This is a genomic window from Streptomyces venetus (genome assembly GCF_039540295.1).
Taxonomy (GTDB): domain Bacteria; phylum Actinomycetota; class Actinomycetes; order Streptomycetales; family Streptomycetaceae; genus Streptomyces; species Streptomyces venetus.
Genome location: NZ_BAABET010000005.1, coordinates 523,081 through 545,995, shown reverse-complemented (window position 1 = coordinate 545,995; position 22,915 = coordinate 523,081). Strand labels below are relative to the sequence as shown.

Genomic DNA, 22,915 nt, shown 5'->3' with positions numbered 1-22,915 from the left:
CCACTCCCGGCGCCCCCACCGGCTCGAAGACCTGCACCGACAGACCGCCCGGTGTCGTCCGGTGGCTGACGAGCCGCAGCCCGGCCGGTGCGCCGCCGTCCGGGAAGAGGCGGCGGCTTCCGGTCGAGTTCACCCTCCCGTCACGCGGCACGAGTCACACCCCCATCCGTCGAACGGTTGAGCGAGAGCCGGTAATGATTCGGTAAAGGTGGCGAATCGGGAAATGGAGCGCCCCCTTCCGGTGTTTTCGACCTGGAGGGCACGTGCGCCCTGCGAAAGGCATGCCCGGAGCGAGGAGGAACGCCACGTGAGCCAGTACATCGGCAGGCTCGGGCGGCGCTCCGCGTCCGCTCCCGCGCGCCTGAGGCTGCACCGCAGGCCCCGCCGGGTGGCCATGCTCTCCGTGCACACGTCCCCGCTCCACCAGCCGGGCACCGGCGACGCCGGCGGCATGAACGTCTACATCGTGGAGCTCGCGCAGCGCCTCGCCGCGATCAACGTCGAAGTCGAGATCTTCACGCGCGCGACCGCCGCCTCCCTCCCGCCGACCGTCGAACTCGCCCCCGGCGTCCTCGTCCGGCACATCGACGCCGGCCCCTACGAGGGCCTCAACAAGGAGGACCTCCCCGCCCAGCTGTGCGCCTTCACGCACGGCGTCATGCAGGCCTGGGCCGGCCACCGCCCCGGCCACTACGACCTGGTCCACTCCCACTACTGGCTCTCCGGCCACGTCGGCTGGCTCGCCGCCCAGCGCTGGGGCGTCCCCCTGGTGCACGCCATGCACACCATGGCCAAGGTCAAGAACGCCAACCTCGCCGACGGCGACACCCCCGAACCGGCCGCCCGCGTCATCGGCGAGACCCAGATCGTCTCCGCCGCCGACCGGCTCATCGCCAACACCACCGAAGAGGCCGACGAACTCGTCCGGCACTACTCCGCCGAGGCCGACAAGGTCGCCGTGGTCCACCCCGGCGTGAACCTCAGCCGCTTCTCGCCCGCCGACGGCCGCGCCGCCGCCCGGGCCCGTCTCGGCCTGCCCCAGGACGCCCTGATCCCGCTCTTCGCCGGCCGCATCCAGCCCCTGAAGGCCCCCGACGTGCTGCTGCGGGCTGTCGCCGTCCTCCTCGACGAGCGCCCCGAACTGCGCTCCCGCATCCTCGTCCCCGTCGTCGGCGGCCCCAGCGGCAGCGGCCTCGCCAAGCCCGAGGGACTGCAGAAGCTGGCCGCCCGCCTCGGCATCGCGGACGTCGTACGGTTCCGCCCGCCCGTCGGCCAGGAACAGCTGGTGGACTGGTTCCGCGCCGCATCGGTCCTGGTCATGCCCTCCTACAGCGAGTCCTTCGGCCTGGTCGCCATAGAGGCACAGGCGGCGGGCACCCCGGTGCTCGCGGCATCGGTCGGCGGCCTGCCGGTCGCCGTGCGCGACGGACACACGGGCTTCCTCGTACAGGGCCATGATCCCGCCGCCTACGCGCGCGTGCTCCGCGACTTCGCCGACGACCCGCGGCTGGCCACCCGGCTCGGCGCCCAGGCCGCCCGCCACGCCCAGTCCTTCGGCTGGGACACCGCGGCCGCCGCCACCGCGGACGTGTACACGGCCGCGATGCAGGCGCACCGCCGTCGCGTACGCTCGCACCATGGGTGAGGCGGCGAAGACGGAAGCGGAACAGACGGCGGCACAGGTCATCGAAGGTGTCCTGAAGGACACGGACCTGGAGTGGGAGAGCCCCGAGCCCGGCACCTACGTGGCGCAACTCCCCGGCACCCGCAAGCTGAAGACGACGGTCTCGCTCATCGTCGGCCGTCACTCCCTGTCGCTGAACGCCTTCGTCATCCGTCACCCCGACGAGAACGAGCAGGGCGTCCACCGCTGGCTCCTGGAGCGCAACCTCAAGCTCTACGGCGTGAGTTACGCCGTCGACCAGCACGGCGACGTCTACGTCACCGGCAGGCTCCCGCTGTCCGCCGTCACCGCCGACGAGATCGACCGCCTGCTCGGCCAGGTCCTGGAAGCGGCCGACGGCAGCTTCAACACCCTCCTGGAACTCGGCTTCGCCTCGGCGATCCGCAAGGAGTACGAGTGGCGGGTGGCGCGCGGTGAATCGACGCGGAACCTGGATGCGTTCAGCCACCTGACCCAGCGGCCCGCAGGCTGACTTCAGGTCCGCACCAAGACGTTTGACCCAACTCCTGCGCACCCTCTTCCCGGCGTAGGGGCCCCATGGCATGCTCACCAACCGACGCAATTCTGAACGTCGTTCACATCCATGACGAGCCGCATGGAGGGCGTACGGACATGGGCAATGCGCATCTCACCAGACGGGCCCTGCTCGGCGGGACCACGGCCGTGGCGCTCGGCGCGATAACGGGAACGACGACCGGCACGGCACAGGCGGCCCCCGTCGAAGGCCCTTCGGTTCCTTCAGCCCTACCAGTCCCTTCAGTGCCTTCCCTCTGGCGCGAGTTCATCGGACACCCCTTCACTCACCCGCAGATCCCCTTCGTCGGCCGGGCCGGTCACCGCGGCGGAACCAGCCGCTTCCCCCGCCGCCCCGTCGTGGCCGACGTCCGCGACTTCGGTGCCGTGGTGAACGGCACGACCGACTCCGCCCCCGCGATCAACCGCGCCGTCGCCGCCGCCGGAAGGGCCGGCGGCGGCACGGTCACCATCCCGCCCGGCACGTTCCGTATCGACGACGTGATCCGCGTCGGCCACTCGAACGTGGTCCTGCGCGGCGCCGGAAGCGGCCGTACGACACTCCTCGCGACCAAGAACCTCACCGAACTGATCGGCGTCTACGGCTCCCGCTACGGCGGCGACAAGTCCTCCTGGTCCTGGGCGGGCGGCCTGATCTGGCTGGCCCCCGAGGCCCGTTGGAACTCCCTCGTCGCCGCGATCAGGGCGAAGTCCTGGCCGTTCGAGGGCTGGACGGGCAACCGGCGTGACGAGTGGCGCACGCTCACGACGCTCGCCCCGGCAGGCCGGGGGTCCTGGACGGTGACGGTCCAGGACCCCTCGGCACTGCGCCCCGGCGCTCTGGTCCTCCTCCGCCTCGCCGACGACGCCGGCCACACGCTGCTGGAGCACATGTCCGGCGGCGGCCCCGGCCCCGAGGCGTACACCTGGGACGACAAGACGAAACTGACCTCGTACGTCCCCTACGAGTGGCCGGTGCGCATCACCCGCGTCCGAGGCCGCCAGGTCACCCTCGAACGCCCCCTCCCGCTCGATCTACGCCCCGAGTGGGACCCCAGACTGACCACCCACGTGAGGGAGTTGACCGGATCGGGCGTGGAGGGACTGACCCTTCAGGCCGTGGAGACCCCGCAGCAGCCGCACCTCCTCGACAAGGGCCACAACGGCGTCGTCTTCCAGTGCGCCTACGACTGCTGGGCCGACGACGTCACCGTCCGCCACGTCGACAACGGCTTCGGCCTGGTGGCCGCCTCCGCCTGCACGCTCCGGCACACGCGCGTGGCGGGCCGAGGAGTCCACCACCCGTACTTCTGCCGCGAGGGCTCGCACGACAACCTGATCGAGGACTTCACGATCGAGGCCCGCACGACCCCCGCCCCCGCCAACACCCAGCTCCACGGCATCAACGTGGAGGGCCTGTCCTCCCACAACGTCTGGTCACGCGGCGACATGCTGATGGGCACCTTCGACAGCCACCGCGGCCTGCCCTTCGCCAACGTCCGCACCGACATCACCGTCCACAACGACGGCCGCCACGGCGGCGACGCCAGCGCCGGGCCGCTGTTCGGCGCGCGCTTCACCCACTGGAACATCCGGGTGACCAACGGCCGCGCGGGCATGATCCGCCTCGACGGCCTCGCCCCCCACTCCGCGACCGTGGGCCTCAACGAGGTCACCGAGTTCGACCAGATCGACGTACCGGACTTCACCGGCGACCTGCACTCGCGCCTGGAGCTGTACGGCACGACGGACGCCGTACGGCCGCGCAATCTCCACGACGCTCAGCGCGCGCTGCTGCGATAGTGCCCCGGCGGCACACCCACCAGCTTCCGGAAGTGCCGGGTGAGGTGCGACTGGTCGTAGAACCCGGTCGCCACCGCCACGTCCCCCGGCGAACGCCCCTCCAGCAGCAGCCGCCGGGCGCGCCCCACGCGCAGGGACGTCAGGTACTGGTGCGGGGCGATGCCGTAGGCCGTACTGAACGCCCGTACGAGATGGGCGGGATGGGCGCCGAGCAGCCCGGCGGCCTCCCGCAGCGCGACGCCCTCGACGACCCGCTCGTCCAGGAGCTCACGCAGCCGCCGCGCCAGGACGGGATCGGCGGGACGGAGCGCGGCACCCTCGTTGCGCAGATGCCCGCGCAGCCGCTCCCCGACGAACAGCAGCCTGCTCTCGGCCTCCAGCTCCTCACCGGGCCGCACCAGCGCGCCGTGCAGCTGTCCGACGCGCCGCCGCAGCAGCGGATCGCGCAGATCGGGCCGGTCGACGGCGGCCCCGATGAGCTCGTCCCCGAGATACGTCCCGTCGAGATACAGCACCCGCTTGCGGAAGCCCTCCGGGGTGACGGGGGAGCCGTTGTGCGGCACGTGCGGCGGCAGCAGCGACACCGTGTCGTGCGGCGTGCCGTGCTCGTGCCGGTCGAGGTCGTAGCGCACGGCGCCGGTGTCGACGATCAGCAGCGTCCAGGCCTCGTGGACGTGCATGGGATACGCGTACTCGGTGAAACGGGCGTGGAAGACCTCGATCACACCGGCGACGGAGGGCCGCCAGGCGGAGACGTTCCGGGAGGACCCGGATGCGGACCCGGACGAGGGCTCGGAGAGGCGCTCTGCGGCCATGCAAAGAACGTACAAGACCCGAGTGGGGGCTGCCGGGCACGCTCGAATCATGAACACCGCATCACCCCTGGAGCCGATCCGCTTCGACACGAAGATCGCCGTACTGCTGCGCGCGGACCTGGAGCCGTGGCAGCGCCTCAACGTGACGTCGTTCCTGGTCAGCGGCCTCGGAACGCAGATCCCCGAAGTGATCGGCGACCCGTACGAGGACGCGGACGGCGTGCCCTACCTGCCGATGTTCCGCCAGCCGGTCCTGGTCTTCGAGGCCACCAAGGAGACCCTGACCACCGCGCACACTCGCGCCCTGTCCCGCTCCCTGCCCCGCTCCCTCTTCACCTCCGACCTGTTCACCACGGGCAACGACCGCGACAACCGGGCGGCCGTACGGGCGGTGCCGACGGCGGAGCTGGACCTGGTCGGCCTCGCGGTGTACGGCCCGAAGAACGCGGTGGACAAGGTGGTGAAGGGGGCGCGGATGCACCCGTGAGGTGGTGCGCTGCCCTGAGACGACCAAAGTCGCGGACGTGTAGACCAACGGCTGACGACAGAGCATGTCGCTCCCACCGAGACTCGCTCCATGGAGGACGCGAGGCACGTGGACATGGGCAAGCGACCCGATCCGCCGACGGGCCGTTCGGCAACGGAGCTGGCCGAATCGGCCTGGGCTATCAGCCTCTTCTGCGCAGGGGTGGGCGCCGGCATCGGCGCCGTACTCCCGCTCCTCGCCCGCTGGCTGCTGTCCCTGCCGTGGGCCCCGCTGGAAGGCCCGGCCGAGCTGCTGACGTCGGTCCCCGAACCCGCCCTCACGCTCGGCACCGTCGCGGTGGGCGCGCTCGGCGGCCTGCTGCTGGGCCTGACCGCCGTGCACGAGTCGCTGTCGGTCCGAATCTCCGACACCCACGTGACCCTCACCATCAGGGACACGACACGGGAGTTCGCCCGCGAGGAGATCGCAGCGCTCTTCAGGGACGGCAAGCACCTCGTGGTACTGGCCCCGGACGGCCTGGAACTGGCCCGGGAGCACTGCGGCCTGCCCTGGCGCCGCCTCACGGACGCGCTCGCCGAGCACGGCTACGCGTGGGCGGCGGAGGATCCGTACCGCGCCGAGTTCCGCCGCTGGGTCCCCGGCAGCCCCGGCCTGCCCGAGGGCGCGGACGCCCTGCTGAGGGCACGCGCACAGGCCCGGAAGCACGAGGGCGACGCCGATGACGCCCGGGAGTTGCGCGGGGAGCTGTTGCGGCTGGGGGTGGTCGTACGGGACGAGGGCGGGCGGCAGTACTGGCGGTCGGTGCGGCGGGGCTGATGTGACGGGTCGATGTGCCCCGCCGGGATCGGTGGCTAGACTCCGCGCGGAGGTCTCCCGTGACAAAGGCCCGAATACCTGGCTTAATCGCTCCGCTCGCGTTGCTCGTCGCCCTGTCGGTGATCGCAGGGTGCGCCGGCCGAGCACCGGACGCGTCGACGGACAGAAGCCCGGCCGTATCGGCACCACGTCCGACCATCCATCTCGGCGAGAGAGACTCACTGGTCCCCGGCGGCCCGCCGCTCCCCTTCCGCGTCTCCGTCGAGGGCCGCCTCACCGACGCGCAGGCGGCCCGACGCGTACTGGGGCTCTACCTCGGCCTGACCCCCGACCGGCTCCAGGTCCGGGAAGACGGCGCCTGGCACGACGTTCCCCTCCAGTGGACCAACGAGCAGGACGACAACGGGGAGTTCGTCGCCGTTCTGCCCCTCGCACACCACGGCAAGGCCCGGACGGCATTAGATTTCCGGCTGTTCGCCGCTGACCGGGAGCGCGGCTCCGCCGAAGGCCGGACCTCCACCGTCGCCGCGCAACTGGCCCGCAAGGGGTGGACACCGAGCGCCCACCCGGCGGCATCGGCACCGCGAGTCCGGCTGCCGATCGACCCCACACACCTCGCCATCGAGGTACCGGACGTGCTCAGGGCGACGGTGGGCGGCCCACCCGTGGAGTGGAAGGTGCGCGTCCGTAACGCGGCGGGCAAGCTCGCCCGCTCCCGCCTGCGCATCGCGATCACCCTCGGCCCCGGCGCGGCCGGCCAGTCGGTCCGCAGCCTTCCCTGGTCGTTCGAGGACGAGGGGGACATGGGGGATAGGGGGGACAGGGGCCGCTGGACCGATCTGACCGGCCGCACGCACATCGAGACGGACGAGTTCGCCCTCGCGCCCGGCCAGTCCCGAACGGTCCGTGTCCGCCTGGCGCTGCCCCCCGTCGCGCCCGACTACGGCGAGGTCGGCGCGGTGCTGTCCGCGGCGGTCACGGCGCCTTGGTGGCCGTCCGACCCGGAGCAACCGTCGGGTGTCTCCCACGACGCGGAGTCCACGAACGTCCTGGTCGGGCGGTAGGACGTGGTCACCGAGCGCAGGCCTCGGCGATCGACAGGCTGTTCTCGTAGAGGTGGTGCCGGGTGATCCGCCCGTTCTCCACGGTCAGCCGCAGCGCGAACGGCCCCTCGAACGACTTCCCGGTCGCCCGCACGGCCCCCGACAGGTGCCCCGTCAGGACGGCGTCGTTCCCGTCCACGAGCAAGACGTCGACGGAGGCACGCGCCTCCTCCGGCACGGTGTGTTCCATCAACTCGTCGAACTGCGCGGCACATTCGGCGGCCGTGGACCGCGGCCGGATCCACGGCACCCCCGGATTCTCGGCGAGCACCCAGTCGACTTCGTCGGCGAAGAGCGCGGTGAGTCCGGCGGTGTCCCCGGCGAGACGGAGCTCGAGGAACTTCTGAACGGTGGCGCGGGTCGCGTCCGAGGTGCTGGTAGGCGTCATGAGGCTCAGCTTGCCGGGGCACTGCGGGAGCGTCGATTACCTCACGGGTAAGGAAGCCAGCTCACTGCCCGACCCGGCCGTCGACCCGCTCGCGCAGGAGGTCGGCGTGGCCGCAGTGGCGTGCGTACTCCGCGATCTGGGCGAGCAGCACGTCACGGAACTGGAGCCGGCCGCCGGGGTCGGGGCCGAGCTCGGAGAAGCCGGTGTTCGTGGCGGCGAGATCGGTGGCCCCGTCCAGGTACCGGCCGGTCCTCTCCACCTCGGTCCGCCACTGCCGCCAGGCCTCGTCCACGACCGCCTGCTCGGCGACCGCGCCGTTCCAGTCCCCGTCGCCATCCTCGTCCGTCCGGTACAGCATCGGCGCGTCCTCCCCGGCCATCACCCGCCAAAACCGCCGCTCCTCCTCGGTCAGATGCCGCACCAGCCCGAGCAGCGACATCGTCGACGGCGGCACGGACCGCTGAGCCATCTGCCCGGCGTCCAGTCCCGCGCACTTCATCTCCAGCGTGAGCCGGAAATGCCGCAGACAGTCGAGCAACGCCCCACGCTCGTCGACGACTTCGACATCGGTCTCGCGGGGGTCGTCACCCGGATCCACCCACATGTCGGGGTAGACGCTCGCCCGCGTCCACCGAGTCACGGCTGCTTCATTGGTGTGCTCGTCCCGGGCCATGGGGGCACGGTGGCCGGGGCGGGGAGGCTCCGCCACTGATTTTCGCTGCACGCTTCCGACGACTGAGCCGTGCGACGGCCTCAGGTTGCCCGAGCCGCAGCCCCAAGCGAACCTGGGAGAAACATTCCCCTCGTTTCGGTTACCTCGCAGCCCGCCTTGGTGAGCGGCGCTGTACCTCCGGCCCGCGGGAGGAGCATATGAACGACGCGGATTTCCGGACACCGAAGAAGCAGCATAGAGAGCCGGGGGCGATCCACCGGACACTCAGGCGAACAGTAGGCGGCGTTCGTAATTTCCTTGCCGACACACAGGAGCGGGCCAGACGTTCCTACTGGTCCTACCGCGACCGTCACTACGTACGCAATTGGCCGCAGGTGATCGGTCGCTCGACTTCAGGTGTTCTGCTTCTTGTCCTGGCAATGGCGTTCGTCGCCTGGATGGTCTGGGGTATCGTCGAATTGCTCTCTCCAGCCCCAAGAAAGCCCGGACCCTTTGAAAAGGGGTGCACAGGGCACCCGCTTGCATGTAGTGGTCTCGCCAGCGGGGCCACAACATTGTTCTTGTTCGCTTTGACTGCCCTTCTCTTCCTCGTGGTGGCCTATTGGCCGGTCAAGCGGAAGTACTTGAAGACGGTCAGGAATAACCCACACGGAGTTGTCCCTACGGCAGGCAGAATCTTCGGCGAGGTCGTGGGCCGCGACGCGCTTTGCCACACCATTCTCAAGGAAGTAACCAGCAAGGAGAACCCGCGGCCGCAGCTGATCATGGGAGGCGCCGGCGCGGGTAAGACAGCCGTACTGCTGAAACTGGCAGAGAAACTGGCAAAAGAACGTTACATCCCGGTGCCCATTCGGCTCCGCGAAAAACAAGCACGGGAGACGAAGGACAGGGAGAACCTCGACTTCGAGGCGCTCGGTGAACAGCGTTTCTACGAGATCATCAGGACTCGTTCTCGCATCATGCCCTTCACGGTCGACCCGAAGAAACTCTGGCAGAAGCTGCGCAACAACGGCAGGATCGTTGTGCTGGCCGACGGTCTTGAGGAACTACTGATCAGTGATGGAATCGGGTCCGGGCGTGACATATTGATCCGGGATGCTGTACAGCGTGCGAATGAGCAAAACCTTCCTCTGGTCATCGCATCGAGGCCACATGACCCCATCCGTGGCATCAACGCTTCCCTTATCGACCTGGAGCCTCTGAACGAGGAAGAGGCGCTCGATTACCTCAGATCGAGCCAAGATCACTCCACTGAGGACGAGCAGCGACTCAAATATGTGGTACGGGTGGCAAGAGTTGTCGAATCCCCCCTTTATCTACAGCTCATGAAAGAACTCTGCGACCAGGGTCTGACGAAACATCTCCGCTACAGGGAGGCAGACACCGACTTGGACACACGAAGCCACGAAATACTGACCAATCAACGACTTCACCTGCTCAAGACATGGGTGCACGCCGTGAGTGACGGCATGCTGTACCGCCACGTGCAAATCTCCACGGACGTCAGACGCAAAGTCATCGACCAAATATCGCTCCTCGCCTGTATTGGGTTGCAGCGAGACTCCGTGGTCGTAGAATTCAGATATCTTTTCGAGGAACGGCCGGAAACCCGTGAACCGCTTGAAGACTGCACAGAGGTCAAGGATGAGCTGAAAAAGCTGCAAACCACATCGGGAATCGGCCGTGAGCTGGCGACGACGCTTGGCGCGAAACTGGGCCTGGTGGAGCCCTACGGCGACGGCCTTCGCTTCCCGCACAGCATCATGCAGGCATATCTCGGATCCCGAATGATGCATATTGCGCTGAGTCCCGACTATATACAAGACGCGATGTGGAAGCAGGTGGAAGGCGAAAAACATCTTGACGTCGGCAACGAGTTCCTCCTCGCGCTTTCCATGTACGCCTATAGTCACGGAACTTCGTTCGGTGCCACTGGAGAAAGGCTGGAAAGGGAAAAGGAAGCCCTGCTTCGGAAATTGGAACCCTGGTACGAGAGGCTGAATTTCGATGAGGGGTTCGATACTTTCGAGAAGGCAATGCGGGGTGCCGACCCGAGTAAGGTGCTCGAGGTGTTTATTCATGCGTTTGAGATAGATAGCGAAATGGGCGGCGCGCGTTTTGCTTGTATCGCGGAGAGGCTCGTTGACTGGATCAAAAACAAGCAGAGCGAGGAGAAGATCGTCACCGATCAGTGGACTATTGGGCAAGCGAAACTGCGCCTTGCTCGATCACTGGCCACCACCCTTCACAACCTGGAGGACAGTCGGGCACAGTATGAGGGTATGCGCCAGAGGAACGAAAAGGCAGAGGTGCTGGAGGAAGGTCTGAGAAAAGGGTACGAAGCATTGAATGCGATCGCGGGAACCGACCGTTCACACGGAATCAGGCTTGCCGCGGTGCAGGAATTCGCCGACAGTGGAACAAAGGCCATAAGCACGCTGAGCAAGCTTGATGAGCGGCGCAAAGAGGAGAAGGACTCCCCTGGCGAGTGGGAAGAAGTAGCGCGATCGTGGCTTCTCCCCATGCTCTTTGGGAGTGCATCAGTGTGGCACAAGCAGTACAAGGGAGAGAATTCGCAACACTCTCATAACCTGGAATGGGTTAATGAGGAATTTGAAAGAGTGCTGCATGGGGCAATGGGTGGTGCGAGCCCGGAAGGTGAAGGAGGGTGCCTGGTAAAACAGGTTGCTTTGGCGCAAGGCTTCAAATATGCAGCCAATCGGCGTCGCCAGCACCGACATAATACGCCGGAATGTGAAAGCTATCTGATCAGTCGGGCCAATTCATTGCTGCGCCGGACGGACTTCTGGTTCACTCAACTCACCCTCATCCAGGCGCTGTGCCTTTGGCATATGCCCGATGCGGACAGCGAGCATCCGGAGCCAGAGCGGCTGACCTACTCACAGGCGCGGTCCAAGGTGAACGCCTGGCTCGACACCGCGGGCACCGAGGCTCGTTCGCCACTAGCGGTAACCAACGGACGGAGAGTGCATCATCCGTTCGTGACTGCCGGTGCCGACATGGCAGTACTCGCTCTTGAGCACCACGCGCCGGAACGGTTCCTGTGGATAGACGAGTTCGGCGTCGTGTCGAGAGTGGGCTCCGAGTCCAGGCACCTTGACCGGATGAACACTATTGATCACCTGTGGATTCCGCCCTCAGCAGGTTGGAGCCTGCTCGACCCGCGGGCACGGAAGCTTGTGGCCGACGTACTGCTCCTGCTCAACCTGGCCGACCGAGGGGACCCGCCCTCCTCGAAGGACTACGAAACGCGCCTCAAGCAGACCGGGGGCACCGACCTGCCCTCGTGCCTCCGGGGCGACCGAGGGTGGCTTGACCCCTGCCGTCCCGGTTCGACAGAGAAGTTGACCCTGGGGCGCGAGAATTGTGCCTCAGGCTGTCCGGTACAGCTCTGTCCCTATCCATCCAAGTCCGACAAGATTCATCAATCCGAGATGAGTGAGGCCTTCTGTCGAAAGCAGCGTGAACTCGTTGCGAAGCACAGGTTCCTCAACTTCCGGCAGACCATGTGGTGGCAAGGCGCCTCGCTGCCGAACATGAGGAGTTTCTGGGAATCCATGGAGGACCGAGCCCAGGGCCGCCGGCCCCGCAGTCGGTAGCCACGCCCGCACGCTCGCCGGCTGCGAGGCCGCTTTAGCGGGCATAAAGGTGTGCGGCGTCCCTTGGTCAGTCACTGCCGGAACCTCACTTTGCGCCTCGGCGGCCGTATGGTCGAACCCGCCACCGAGGAGGTCTTCCGATGCGCAGCGTCACATACTCGATGGGTGTCTCCCTTGACGGCTACATCGTCGGGCCGGACGGCGGCTTCGACTGGACGGTGCCCGACGAGGAAGTCTTCCGTTTCTGGATCGACGATATTCGACAGGTCGGCGTCCACCTGATGGGGCGACGGCTGTACGAGACGATGCTGTACTGGGAGACCGCTGATGAGGATCCATCGCTCGACGATTCAGGGCACGAGTGGGCCGCGCTCTGGAACCCGCTCCCGAAGGTGGTCTTCTCCACCACACTGTCGGAGGTGCAGGGCAATGCCCGACTGGTCTCCGGCGGTCTGGTGGAGGAGATCGAGCGGTTGCGAGCAGAGCCGGGAGAGGGCGAGATCGCGATCGGTGGCGCGACGCTCGCCGCCGAGGCGGCCGCTTCGGATCTGATCGACGAGTACCGGGTCATGGTCCACCCGGTGCTGGTCGGCGGCGGCATTCCGTTCTTTCCCCAGCACGAGCGCCGGGTGGATCTCGACCTCGTCGAGACCCGCACCTTCGGCTCGAAAGTCGTCTACCTGCGCTATCGAGTGGCGCGCTGAGGGGCGTTCCGTGAAGGGGACAACACTTAAAGGGTGTTGCACGCCACGCAACTACCGGCTCTCGGCGAACGTGCAAGTCATCGTCGATGCCGACACCCGCCTGGTGATCGCTGCCGCCCGCCCGGTGCCGGGCACCACCGCGGACGCGCACGCGGCGACGGCGCCTACCTCATCTGCGGGATGGTCGTGCCGCACCGCAAATGCCCGCACCGGCCCCTGCTGCCGGGCGAGGAAGAGGACAACGCCGCCCACCGCAAGGTGCGTGCACGGGTGGAGCATGTGATCGGCCGGATGAAGAACTACAAGATCCTCCGCGACTGCCGGCAGCGCGGCGACGGCCTCCACCACGCGGTCCAGGCCGTCGCCCACATGCACAACCTCGCCCTCGCATCATGGCCACACGACCGCGATCACAAGCTTTGACCTGCCCGAAAGCGGCCTTGTGCAACGCCCTTTAGGGTACGCAGCATGACCCTGCAACTTGTTCAGGTGAACTTCAAGGCCCGGGACGACTCGGCGCTCGGCCGGTTCTGGGCAGAGGCGCTCGGCTGGGGTGTCTCAAGTGAAGGCCCTGGAGTCACCAACCTGGAACCTGTGGGCTTCGACTGGCCGGACCCGTCCGCCGTCTGCATCGATCTCGTCCGCGTGCCGGACCCGGAGACGGTGAAGTACCGCGTACACCTCGAGCTCGCCACCACCTCCGACGCCCATCAGACGGAGTTGGTCACACGCCTGAAAGACCTCGGGGCGACGCCCGTCGACGTGGGCCAGGGCGACGTGCCGTGGACGATGCTGGCCGACCCGGAAGGCAACGTGTTCAGCGTCCTGGAGCCCCGAGAGCTCTACCGGGACACCGGGCCCATAGCCGCCGTGGTCGTCGACTGCGCCGACCCTCGGGCCATGGTCCGGTTCTGGGGCGAGGCGATCGACTGGACGGTCCATGAACTGACCGATGACCGCGCCCTGCTGCGCTCCGTCAAGGGCGTCGGGCCCTACTTGGAGTTCCGCCGCACGCCGGAGGACGAGGTCATATGGAGCCGCGTCCATCTCGACGTCATGTCCGACCCTGTCGAGGAGCAGGCGAAGGAGGTCGCCCGGCTGGAGAGTCTCGGTGCGACACGGGCCGATGTGGGTCAGGGCGACGTCTCCTGGGTCGTCCTGGCCGACACGGAGGGCAACGAGTTCTGCGTCCTCGGCCGGGGGTGACGAGGGCTCGGTGGGCTCTCTGACGCTCAGGTACTCGGACAGAGCTGAGTACGTGCGCTCTGTTCGATGGCGGGGCGAGCCGAAACGCTTGGGACATGCGCCAAGGACTACTGAAACCCGTTCCCCAGCTGTTGTCGATCCTCGTGCTGGCCGGGGTATCGACAGCGATGTGGGCCGCCTGGCTGGGCTGGGACCAGCATCGTGACGCGCAGCCTGATGGCTCGACGACCGGCCCGTACGAGGCGTGGCAGGTGATCGGGCTGGTGCTGACCCTGCTCGTACCTGTGTGCTGGGCGGCGTCCCGGCGCTCCAACGCAGGCGCTGTGCTCGGCACTACGGCGGGCCTGACCGTCGCCGCCTTCTACGACTGGTCGGACGACGCCAGCGGCCTTTTCATGGTCGGCGTGGTGCTGGTCATGGTGGGGAGCCTGGGCGTGACCGCCCTCGTGTCCGCTGTGATCACTGCGGCGAAACGAGACGGACGACACCACCCGGGAGCAAACGCATCCTGAGCCGATCCTCCTCCCTGCGCGACCGGGCGGCTGATCTTCACGGGCCACGTGGCGGCTCCTGCCTCGCGGACGTCCCCGATCGGGGGAGTGTCGAAGTGGGCACCGGCCTCGGCCAAGAAGCCCCCGGCCTGCGAAGAACCGTATGCCGGGGGCTCAGTGGCGTCGCGTTACTCGACAGTCAGCCACAGATGGCGGGTGCGCCGACCGACCAGGCGCGCGTATGCCTTGCTGCACCCACGCCGGCCTCAGCCACGCTGTCAAGGTGTTATCGACCAGAGGAAGCTAAAGCGGCCGGCCCGTGAGCACACTGCCTGAGCCATCAGCTTGGTCGTGCGCCGCCCGTAGTCGCGTGCCAGGCGGCGGGTGCACATCAGGTAGGCGAAGAGACGCTCGACGAGGTCCACTGCTTGGGCAGCACCACAAAGCCGGGTATGTCGTCGCTGCGCCGGCGATGGCAAGGACCAAGGAGTCCGAGGGCCCCGCACCGAGACCGACCTGTTCGCCGCCGTCAAGGATTGGCACGGGCAATATCGGAGCTGTTCTTGAATTGGATGCGGAGAAGCTTCTTCACTCGCTCGAGTTCCGTGGCGTGAGCCTTGATCGCTTCCTTCTGATAGGCGGCATGCAGGGCCAGGGCCATCCCGGGCAGGTTCACCTCGTCGCGGCACTTCTCATCTGCGACGGCAGCTTCGATCTCTGCTCGCGTGACGGGTTGCTCGGGTTCCTCGTCCGTGATCGACACCGACCTTGCCCACCGCGGATCGCCTTCGGCGTCGGCTGGTGAAGCGTAGGGGCGCCCAGAGCGGCTCATGCAATCACGCCAGCGCTGTTCCACCTGCTGATACCGGTGATCAGACGCCACTGTCCGAGCCACAGTGTTCTCGATGTCGGACAGCAGCTTCCAAGGGACGATCGCCTCATCCTTCAGTGATCTGCGGAGTGCCTCGCCAGACCTGTCGAGTCGGCGCATCACCTCGCCGTGGCAACCTCCCCGCGGCACGGGCCGACCGTCGAACAAGTCGGCCGACCCGTCGTAGACACCGCTGTACTTGTCGGGCACGAAGAGGGCCTTGGTTCCTCCCCGAGCGGCGGCCGCGTACTGGTCTGCCAGGTACCCGCTCGGGCCCCGGTATCCGTACCGAGACGGCTTCCGGTCGCCGAGCCAGCCCAAGAGCGCAGGGATGTGCGGCCATCGGACCTCGCGGATATCCGGCGTGTCGAGAGAGATACCGAATCGGTGCATGCACTGCCGAACGGCCGCCATACGCGCACGTTGCAGCTGTGCGTACTGAGGTGAGGTCAGCTCATAGGACTGCAGTGGAACAGTGAAATCCGATGCCGACCGTGGATGCGGAGTCTGTGACACTGCTGGACCGCGCTTGCGATGCTCTCCGGCGTCCTGGGATGCGCTGTTCGGTCCGCAGGCGGTCGTCAGTGCCATTAACAGGCACACAACCGGGAACAGCGGCTTCGTGCGCGGTGTCATAAGAGCCCCCAAGCGTGCGGTGGAGTCCTACCTCAGCGTCACGGGTAGAGCCTGCCGGTGTCGTAGTTGGTGACGTTGTTCAGCAGGCGTCCCCGGGCGAAGACCCAGTTGACGCTGCTCAGCGGAACGGCAGCGGTGAAGGCCGAGTTCTTGCCGCTGGGGACGGTCGACCAGGTGGGCCAACTGCCGCCGTACTGGCCGCACCAGTACGACGTGTCATTGCCCCTGTAGTTCCACCCCATGGACACGCGGTCGCCCTGCCTGCCCCCGTAGATCACGCTGAAGACGTGGTTGTTGTAGTAGCGGACAGCGATGGTCCGTCCGTCGACAGACCGCGATTCCTCGTTCGGGGCCACCGTCTTGTAGTCGCGGGCTGCTGAGCACCAGGTCTCGGCGGCCAGGGCGGGCGTTGCTGTGGCCGCCACAAGGGCAGTTGCTGCCAGGCTGGCTCCCATCGCCGTAGCAGCGATCTTCTGAAATCTGCGCACTCTTCGGACTCCTTCGCTTCCTTGGCGGTGTCGACCGTCGGAACGGCCGGCCACGTGTTGTGGCGCGCAACCACAATGCGCGGTCCGTGTTGCAAGGAACCTTGGGAAAACCTTGAATCAGCTGGTCGGGGCCGCCGCTGGCCCGGTCATGGCGTGCGGCAGTGAGAAGAGGGTGGCATGGCGCTGGGCTTCCTCGCGGTGCCGTCGCGGGACAGCCTCGGACCATTGAGATCTCGGCACACAGTCAACGGCTTGTGCTCTGTAAAGCCGCGGCGGAAAGGGGCTCCGCCGTCCGGGCCGGCATGCCCGAGCGGTACCAAGTCATGGTCGACCTCGGCGGCGGTTGCGGTCTCCGTCAGGGGCAGATCCTCGGCATCGCCGTCGACGCGATCGACTTCCCGTCGGGCATGCTTCACGTGGTCCAGCAGCTCAAGCTGAGCCGCAGCAAGCGCGTGTTCGCCCCGCCCAAGGGCGGCAAGCTGCGGGACGTGCCGCTGCCGGGTCCGGTCGCTGATGCCCTCCGGGATCACATGGAGCGGTTCCCGCCGGTGGAGATCACCTTGCCGTGGAAGGTGGCGGACGGGCCTCCGGTGGCCAAGCGGCTGATCTTCACCGGCCCGCGTGGCGGTCATGTCTGGCGGACGTCCCTCAACGAGGAAGCGTGGAAGCGGGCGCTCGCCTCGGCCGGGGTGATCCCCGAGTGGAAGCCGGGCGAGTCCTACGCCGAGTCCCGCGAGAACGGCATGCACGCCCTCCGCCACTGCTACGCCTCGGCGCGACACGACGGTCGAGGGCTCGTACGCTCTGATAAGGAGAGGTGCGGGAGTGGCGATGGAGGACGAGTACGTCTTGTCGGTGTGTGACGACGTGCCCCATGACGTAGTGCTCACTGACACCGGCGCCCATGTGCTGGACGTCGTTCAGGTCGTTCGTCGATTGTCGGGGCTGAGCCTCTGGCGCAGCGAGGCCCTTGCCACACAGGTCCCAGCCCTGATCCTCGTCGGCGTGCCTCAGGAAGACGCTGAGGAAGCCGTCACGGCCCTGCATGAGGTGGGAGCACAAGCAGAAGCGAGGGAACAGCCGGAGCCGGGCTTCCCCAACTGAGCACGGCCCGACCGAGCAGCTGACGGCCAACAGACGGCCTCACCCCAGCAACAAGGCCCCTGCCAGCGGAGAAACCGCAGGTAGGGGCCTTGAACAGCTCTGCTTACTTCTTCTTGCCCTGGGTCTTGTCGGGGATCTTGAGGCCCTGCGTCTTTGTAGCTCCGGGACTTGGCGGTGCCCGCCTGGTTGGTCGTTGTCGGCCGGTGCTGAGCGACTTCGGACGGCCCAGAGACGGCCCAGCCAACGGCTTCACCGGCGGCGGCTGATGGCGTCGCGAAGCATCTCTAGCCAGCTCATGAGGAGCCACCGCAGTCGCCACCACCAGCCTCGCCGCCTTCCTTGCGGCTGAGGGCTGACTGCTAATCGTGGAGGCCGGCGCGGAGGACGGACGGTGGTGCTCGGACTTCGGCGACCACCACCATGCAAGTGGCAGTAGCCGCTCCGCCCAGCTGGGTTGCCGCACATTCGGCCCTGCCGTGTCACGCCCGAACAACGTCTCATGAGCGAAGCTTGGCAGGGCCTACGTGACGGAGAACGTCAACCGGGACAACTGCACCACCTAGCTAGGGGCCCGATCTATAGGACATCAGCTTGGGGAGCTTGGGTCCTCCGCACTCGATTGGCGCGCTGACCTGCTGCGCAGCGGAGTGACGACATGTGGACGTGCTCGGTGAGTGACCGCTGTTCCCCGTGGCTCCCCGCGCTATCTGGCACGGGTCTGGCATGGTGCTTACCGCGGTCCTGGCGGCTTGGGGACACCCTTGTCCATCAGCGCGTTGGTGAACTCAACGGCGAACCGGTGTGTCTCGGGTGACACGTCGGTGGGCTCGCTGGCGTACCAGCGGAAGGTGTCCGGGTTTCGCTCAGCCTCGTGCAACCAGCGGGCCAGGCGGTGAAGCTCTCCTTCGCTGAGCCTGGTGGCGGCCTGATGAACCCACGTCTCATCTGGCCCGGTGTACGTCCCCAGAGCCATAACGGCCAGCTCCACCACGTCCGGAGCGAAGACGGACCGGCATAGATCGCGAGTATCAGGAGAGACCGGCATACGCCGAGGATGCGGTGTCCAGGGTGGCAGGGCAATGGAGAGTCGTGCGGCAGCGGCGCGAGCACCGCATCGGCCCGGTGCGGTTATCCGCCCGCACCGGCATCGCCACCTCCACCGCACACTGCATCCTCAAACGCCATGGCATGCCAGCTCTGGCCGCGACCGACCGGGCCACCGGCGAACCGGTCCGCCGCTTTGAACGCTCCCAGCCCGGCGAACTGGTCCACATCGACGCCAAGAAGCTCGGCCGCATCCCCGACGGCGGCGGGCACAAAGTCCTCGGCCGCGCAGCCGGCCGGGCCAACCAGGACCGCCGAGACGGCACCGGATACGCCTACCTGTACACCGCGCTGGACGACCACTCCCGCCTGGCCTACACCGAAGACCTGCCCGAAGAGAGGGCCGCCACCTGCGCCGCCTTCCTGCAACGGGCTGCCGCCTGGTTCGCCGCACGCGGCGTCACCATCGAACGGGTGCTGACCGACAACGCCTGGTCTTACACCAAGAACACCTGGCGCCAAACCTGCCGCGACCTGGGCATCAGCCCACGCTGGACCCGCCCCTGGCGGCCCCAGACCAACGGCAAGGTCGAACGCTTCCACCGCACCCTGCTCGGCGAATGGGCCTACCACAGGCCCTACACCTCAGATGCCGCGCGCCAGGCCGCGTTTCCCGACTGGCTGGACTGGTACAACTACCACCGACCCCACACCGGCATCAGCGGCCACACACCAGCCAGCCGCGTCACCAACCTCTCCGGACAGCACATCTAGCCCCTAGGGCCGACTTCTAGCTCAAGATCTGTTCGACCGTCATCGTTATCGGCAACTTTCCTTCTCACGAGTGTAGTTGCCGTTTCCGCCGATTCTCGGGCATGCGAGAATCCGCGCGAGAGTGCCGCCTACGGTGGCCGCAAAAGAGGGTCTCGCTCGCCATCTTGACTCTCAAAGGTGACACCCCATATGCCGCCGTAGGCTCCTCGGAGGCTGCCGCCCAGCTCAGGCGTTCCATACAAGCGGGAGGTCTTTGGGTGGACGCGAGGAAAGCTGTACCCAGTCTTCCGGCCCGAGGGGGAGCCTAAGGACCTAGGTTGCTGAGACCTTTACGAAGCGCAAGTTAAGTCAAGATCGGAAAGGGGATGCGCTTCGTGAATGGAACGTACGCAAACGCGAAAAGAAAGGAATTTGTGCACATGGCGACCACGACCGACCCGTGAGCCGGTGGCTGCCGGTCGAACTGAGTGCAGACGTCGTCTCACTTGCGATCGCAGCCATCCCGTATATCGGGGTAGTCCCTGTGGCCCTGCTTCTAGTTGTCACAGGGATCTTCTACCCGGCCGTCTGGTCACGCGACCGCGAGCGCCGGCGTGACGCCCGGCTCTTGGCCTTCCGGATCCTTCGCTGGCTTGAGCGGAGGCGCCGCTGATGGAAGGTCCGCGAGCAACACGTGCACCACCGTGAGTCTTGAGCCCCGTCGCAACCTTGTGCGCCGGGGCTCAACATCGTTGTCCTCTACCGGACCGCCTTCCCCTCGGTACAAGGTGTACGTGCCTGGCTCGGCGCCGCGCCTCTCAGTCGCTGGATGGGCCTCGACGGCCACCGCACCGAGTGCGACGTCGACACCCGCACCGGCGAGATCGGCAACGTCCTCCACGACCTCGACTCGACCAGCCTCCCGGCCGGACAGCTCCTCGTCCGCTGCAACAACCGCCGCACGACCCGCTGCGCGGCCTGCGCCGAGGTCTACCGCCGCGACACCTTCCACCTGATCACCTCCGGCCTGCGCGGTGGCAAGGGCATCCCCGAACACGTCGCCGCCCACCCCCGCGTGTTCGCCACCTTCACCGCACCGAGCTTCGGCCCGGTCCACAACCGCCCTTCCAGCGGACGCCCCTGCCGCTGCGGTACCCATCACGACCAGGACGACGACCTACTCGGCTCCCCGCTCGACCCGGACACCTACGACTACCAAGCCGCCGTGCTCTGGAACGCCCACACCGGCCCCCTCTGGCGGCGCTTCTCCACATACCTGCGCCGAGAGGTCGCCAAGCGCGTCGGCCTCTCCCAGCGGCGCTTCCGCGAGCACGCCCGCGTTTCCTTCGCCAAGGTCGCCGAGTACCAGAAGCGCGGCGCGGTCCACTTCCACGCCGTCATCCGCATCGACGGCCCCAGCGGCGGCGACACCCCACCCCCTACCTGGGCAACCGCCGAACTGCTCACCCACGCGATCCGCGCCGCCGCTGCCAGGGTTCGCGTGGACGGCCCGGTCATTGACGGCCGCACGCACACCTTCACCTTCGGCCGCCAACTCGACGTCCGCACCATCCGCTCGGCCGACTTCAACGACGGCCAGGAACTGACCGAACGGGCCGTCGCCGCCTACATCGCCAAGTACGCCACCAAGGGCGCGGAGACCGCCACGGGAGCTCTCGACCGGCCGCTCAAGTTCGCCGCCGAACTCGCCCAGCTCGACATCAGCGACCACGCCCGCCGCATGATCCGCGCCGCATGGTTCCTCGGCGCACGCAAGGACCTCGAACACCTCCGCCTGCGCGCCTGGGCTCACATGCTCGGATTCCGCGGCCACTTCTCCACCAAGTCCCGCCGCTACTCCACCACCCTCGGCGCCCTCCGCGACGCCCGCGCTGAATGGCGCCGCGCACAAGCCGCAGCAGTCAACGGCCCCGAGCCCGAGACGACGTACGTCCTCGCGCACTGGGTCTTCGCCGGAACCGGCCTCTCGGACACCGAAGCCTGGCTGGCCGCATCCCTCGAACCCGCCCCCGGAACGGAAGGAGAACCAACCCGTGGCTAACCGACGCCTCACCCTGGCGGACGTGGCTGCCGAACCGCGCCCTCTGCCTTCCCGGTACCTGACGCCCGAAGACCTGGTCGAGATGTTCGACCTGCCCAGCGTCGAGACGGTCTACCAGTGGCGCAGGAAGCGCACTGGCCCCAGAGGCTTCCGTGTCGGCCGGCACCTGCGCTTCGACCCGATCGACGTGCGGGCCTGGGTGGATGCCCAGCTTGGGGAAGCTGCCTGATGGCCGGGCACATCCAGGACCGCTGGTACAAGACCGAGGTTGGCCCGGACGGCAAGACCAGCAAGGTCAAGACCGAGCGGTACGGCTCGGGCATGCGGTACCGCGCTCGGTATGTCGGCCCGGACGGCACGGAGAAGTCGAGGAGCTTTCCTGACCGGCAGAAGCGGCTCGCCGAGCAGTGGTTGACTCAGACTGAGGCCGACATGGCGCGCGGACAGTACATCGACCCGCGCGCGGCACGGATCACGTTCCAGCAGTACGCCGAGAACTGGATGACTCACGCACCGGATCCGAACACTCAGGCGTCGATGGAGTCGCAGCTTCGGCTGCACGCGTTCCCGTACCTGGGGTCGCGTCCGCTCGGCTCCTTCCAGCCTGCTCACATCCGTGGCTGGGTGAGGCAGCTTCAAGAGAACGGCATCCGTGGCTCGTACGCTCGGACGATCTACTCCAACGTGCGGGCGGCTCTGAGCGCTGCCGTGGACGATGGGCACCTCCCCCGGAACCCGTGTGCTGCTCGCTCGGTCCGGCCGCCGACCGTGGACAGCAAGCGAGTCGTCCCATGGACGGCAGAGCGGGTCTTCGCCGTCCGGGCCGGCATGCCCGAGCGGTACCAAGCCATGGTCGATCTGGGCGGCGGCTGCGGCCTACGCCAGGGGGAGATCCTTGGCATCGCCGTCGACGCGATCGACTTCGCGTCGGGCATGCTTCACGTGGTCCAGCAGCTCAAGCTGAGCCGCAGCAAGCGCGTGTTCGCCCCGCCCAAGGGTGGCAAGCTGCGGGACGTGCCGCTGCCGGGTCCGGTCGCTGATGCCCTCCGGGATCACATGGAGCGGTTCCCGCCGGTGGAGATCACCTTGCCGTGGAAGGTGGCGGACGGGCCTCCGGTGACCAAGCGGCTGATCTTCACCGGCCCGCGTGGCGGTCATGTCTGGCGGACGTCCCTCAACGAGGAAGCGTGGAAGCGGGCGCTCGCCTCGGCCGGGGTGATCCCTGAGCGGAAGCCGGGCGAGTCCTACGCGGAGTCCCGCGAGAACGGCATGCACGCCCTCCGGCACTTCTACGCCTCGGTGCTCCTGGACGCTGGCGAGAACATCAAGGCCCTCGCCGAGTACCTCGGCCACTCGGACCCGGGCTTGACGCTACGCGTGTATGCGCACCTGATGCCGTCCAGCCAGGAGCGGACCCGCAAGGCTGTGGCTTCCGTCTTCGATCACCAAAGACGTACGCCATGGTCAGAGCCCACCGCCGCTGGATCCGTCTGAACATTGTGCTGGCAATGTTCGCTGAAATGCTGAGCGAGCAAAGTGCGGGAGCACGCTCACAAAGTTGATTCGTGATTTCACGCGTGAGAGATTGGAGTCTAGAAAGACTGCGGACCTGGATCCGGCTGCAACCAGATCCAGGCCCCTGTGCAGTCAGCGA

19 protein-coding genes and 3 pseudogenes are annotated in these 22,915 nt (G+C 67.3%); 17 read left to right on the top strand and 5 right to left on the bottom strand.

The features are described from left to right. The first annotated feature begins 307 nt into the window (after nucleotides 1-307). The 3 genes from mshA to ABEA82_RS19580 all read left to right on the top strand — a co-directional run bounded on the left by mshA (nucleotide 308) and on the right by ABEA82_RS19580 (nucleotide 4,000). Nucleotides 308-1,645 carry a D-inositol-3-phosphate glycosyltransferase gene (gene mshA / locus ABEA82_RS19590; RefSeq protein WP_345662836.1) on the top strand — a complete coding sequence of 446 codons (1,338 nt, stop codon included), beginning with the start codon at nucleotides 308-310 and terminating at the stop codon, nucleotides 1,643-1,645. Continuing rightward, nucleotides 1,638-2,156, top strand: coding sequence for a type III secretion system chaperone family protein (locus tag ABEA82_RS19585; RefSeq protein ID WP_345662835.1), 519 nt, complete (start codon nucleotides 1,638-1,640; stop codon nucleotides 2,154-2,156). The genes mshA and ABEA82_RS19585 overlap by 8 nt, the downstream gene beginning before the upstream one ends. A 140-nt stretch (nucleotides 2,157-2,296) precedes the next feature. Continuing rightward, a complete protein-coding gene (locus ABEA82_RS19580; protein WP_345662834.1) occupies nucleotides 2,297-4,000 on the top strand; it encodes a glycosyl hydrolase family 28-related protein in 1,704 nt (567 codons plus the stop codon). Here ABEA82_RS19580 and ABEA82_RS19575 read toward each other — a convergent pair. Continuing rightward, nucleotides 3,979-4,815, bottom strand: a complete 837-nt coding sequence (locus ABEA82_RS19575) for a helix-turn-helix transcriptional regulator (RefSeq protein ID WP_345662833.1) — start codon at nucleotides 4,813-4,815, stop codon at nucleotides 3,979-3,981. The genes ABEA82_RS19580 and ABEA82_RS19575 overlap by 22 nt on opposite strands. A gap of 49 nt (nucleotides 4,816-4,864) precedes the next feature. Between ABEA82_RS19575 and ABEA82_RS19570 the strand changes: the two genes are divergently transcribed. From ABEA82_RS19570 to ABEA82_RS19560, 3 genes are all read left to right on the top strand, one after another. After that, nucleotides 4,865-5,302, top strand: coding sequence for a DUF2000 family protein (locus ABEA82_RS19570; protein ID WP_345662832.1), 438 nt, complete (start codon nucleotides 4,865-4,867; stop codon nucleotides 5,300-5,302). A 90-nt stretch (nucleotides 5,303-5,392) separates the two neighbouring features. After that, nucleotides 5,393-6,118 carry a YqeB family protein gene (locus ABEA82_RS19565; RefSeq protein WP_345662831.1) on the top strand — a complete coding sequence of 242 codons (726 nt, stop codon included), beginning with the start codon at nucleotides 5,393-5,395 and terminating at the stop codon, nucleotides 6,116-6,118. A 59-nt stretch (nucleotides 6,119-6,177) separates the two neighbouring features. Then, the gene (locus ABEA82_RS19560) at nucleotides 6,178-7,182 is read left to right on the top strand and encodes a hypothetical protein (RefSeq protein WP_345662830.1); all 1,005 of its coding nucleotides are present in this window, start codon (nucleotides 6,178-6,180) and stop codon (nucleotides 7,180-7,182) included. A gap of 7 nt (nucleotides 7,183-7,189) precedes the next feature. Here ABEA82_RS19560 and ABEA82_RS19555 read toward each other — a convergent pair whose 3' ends face one another. Together ABEA82_RS19555 and ABEA82_RS19550 are read right to left on the bottom strand one after the other, a co-directional pair. Continuing rightward, nucleotides 7,190-7,609 (bottom strand): nuclear transport factor 2 family protein, encoded by a 420-nt coding sequence (locus tag ABEA82_RS19555; RefSeq protein ID WP_345662829.1) that lies wholly within the window; start codon nucleotides 7,607-7,609, stop codon nucleotides 7,190-7,192. 61 nt (nucleotides 7,610-7,670) lie between these two features. Next, nucleotides 7,671-8,282, bottom strand: a complete 612-nt coding sequence (locus ABEA82_RS19550) for a DinB family protein (protein ID WP_345662828.1) — start codon at nucleotides 8,280-8,282, stop codon at nucleotides 7,671-7,673. Between the two features lie 197 nt (nucleotides 8,283-8,479). Between ABEA82_RS19550 and ABEA82_RS19545 the strand changes: the two genes are divergently transcribed. The 5 genes and pseudogenes from ABEA82_RS19545 (at nucleotide 8,480) to ABEA82_RS19525 (ending at nucleotide 14,324) form a co-directional block, all read left to right on the top strand. Beyond that, on the top strand, nucleotides 8,480-11,902 hold the full coding sequence (locus ABEA82_RS19545) for an NACHT domain-containing protein (protein ID WP_345662827.1): 3,423 nt from the start codon (nucleotides 8,480-8,482) through the stop codon (nucleotides 11,900-11,902). Nucleotides 11,903-12,042: 140 nt separating this feature from the next. Continuing rightward, entirely contained in the window at nucleotides 12,043-12,606 is a 564-nt protein-coding gene (locus tag ABEA82_RS19540) for a dihydrofolate reductase family protein (RefSeq protein WP_345662826.1), read from the top strand. Nucleotides 12,607-12,649: 43 nt separating this feature from the next. Next, nucleotides 12,650-13,029, top strand: a pseudogene (locus ABEA82_RS19535) (transposase family protein); the annotation flags it as partial. Between the two features lie 45 nt (nucleotides 13,030-13,074). Then, a complete protein-coding gene (locus ABEA82_RS19530; protein ID WP_345662825.1) occupies nucleotides 13,075-13,812 on the top strand; it encodes a VOC family protein in 738 nt (245 codons plus the stop codon). 95 nt (nucleotides 13,813-13,907) lie between these two features. Next, complete coding sequence (locus ABEA82_RS19525; protein WP_345662824.1) at nucleotides 13,908-14,324, top strand: hypothetical protein; 417 nt, start codon at nucleotides 13,908-13,910, stop codon at nucleotides 14,322-14,324. A 508-nt stretch (nucleotides 14,325-14,832) separates the two neighbouring features. Here the strand turns inward: ABEA82_RS19525 and ABEA82_RS19520 are convergent. Further along, entirely contained in the window at nucleotides 14,833-15,384 is a 552-nt protein-coding gene (locus ABEA82_RS19520) for a hypothetical protein (protein WP_345662823.1), read from the bottom strand. Nucleotides 15,385-15,848: 464 nt separating this feature from the next. Further along, entirely contained in the window at nucleotides 15,849-16,235 is a 387-nt protein-coding gene (locus ABEA82_RS19515; RefSeq protein WP_345662822.1) for a hypothetical protein, read from the bottom strand. Nucleotides 16,236-16,573: 338 nt separating this feature from the next. Here ABEA82_RS19515 and ABEA82_RS19510 point away from each other — a divergent pair. From ABEA82_RS19510 to ABEA82_RS19485, 6 genes and pseudogenes are all read left to right on the top strand, one after another. Further along, nucleotides 16,574-17,137, top strand: a pseudogene (locus ABEA82_RS19510) (tyrosine-type recombinase/integrase); the annotation flags it as partial. Further along, a complete protein-coding gene (locus tag ABEA82_RS19505; protein WP_345662821.1) occupies nucleotides 17,130-17,402 on the top strand; it encodes a ribosomal protein L7/L12 in 273 nt (90 codons plus the stop codon). The pseudogene ABEA82_RS19510 and the gene ABEA82_RS19505, both read left to right, overlap by 8 nt. Before the next feature lie 1,086 nt (nucleotides 17,403-18,488). After that, nucleotides 18,489-19,220, top strand: a pseudogene (locus ABEA82_RS19500) (IS481 family transposase); the annotation flags it as partial. Between the two features lie 808 nt (nucleotides 19,221-20,028). Then, the gene (locus tag ABEA82_RS19495) at nucleotides 20,029-21,261 is read left to right on the top strand and encodes a replication initiator (RefSeq protein ID WP_345662820.1); all 1,233 of its coding nucleotides are present in this window, start codon (nucleotides 20,029-20,031) and stop codon (nucleotides 21,259-21,261) included. Then, nucleotides 21,254-21,490 carry a helix-turn-helix transcriptional regulator gene (locus ABEA82_RS19490; protein WP_191846998.1) on the top strand — a complete coding sequence of 79 codons (237 nt, stop codon included), beginning with the start codon at nucleotides 21,254-21,256 and terminating at the stop codon, nucleotides 21,488-21,490. Before ABEA82_RS19495 ends, ABEA82_RS19490 begins: the two co-directional genes overlap by 8 nt. Beyond that, complete coding sequence (locus ABEA82_RS19485) at nucleotides 21,490-22,755, top strand: tyrosine-type recombinase/integrase (protein WP_345662819.1); 1,266 nt, start codon at nucleotides 21,490-21,492, stop codon at nucleotides 22,753-22,755. The genes ABEA82_RS19490 and ABEA82_RS19485 overlap by 1 nt, the downstream gene beginning before the upstream one ends. The last annotated feature ends 160 nt before the right edge of the window (nucleotides 22,756-22,915 follow it).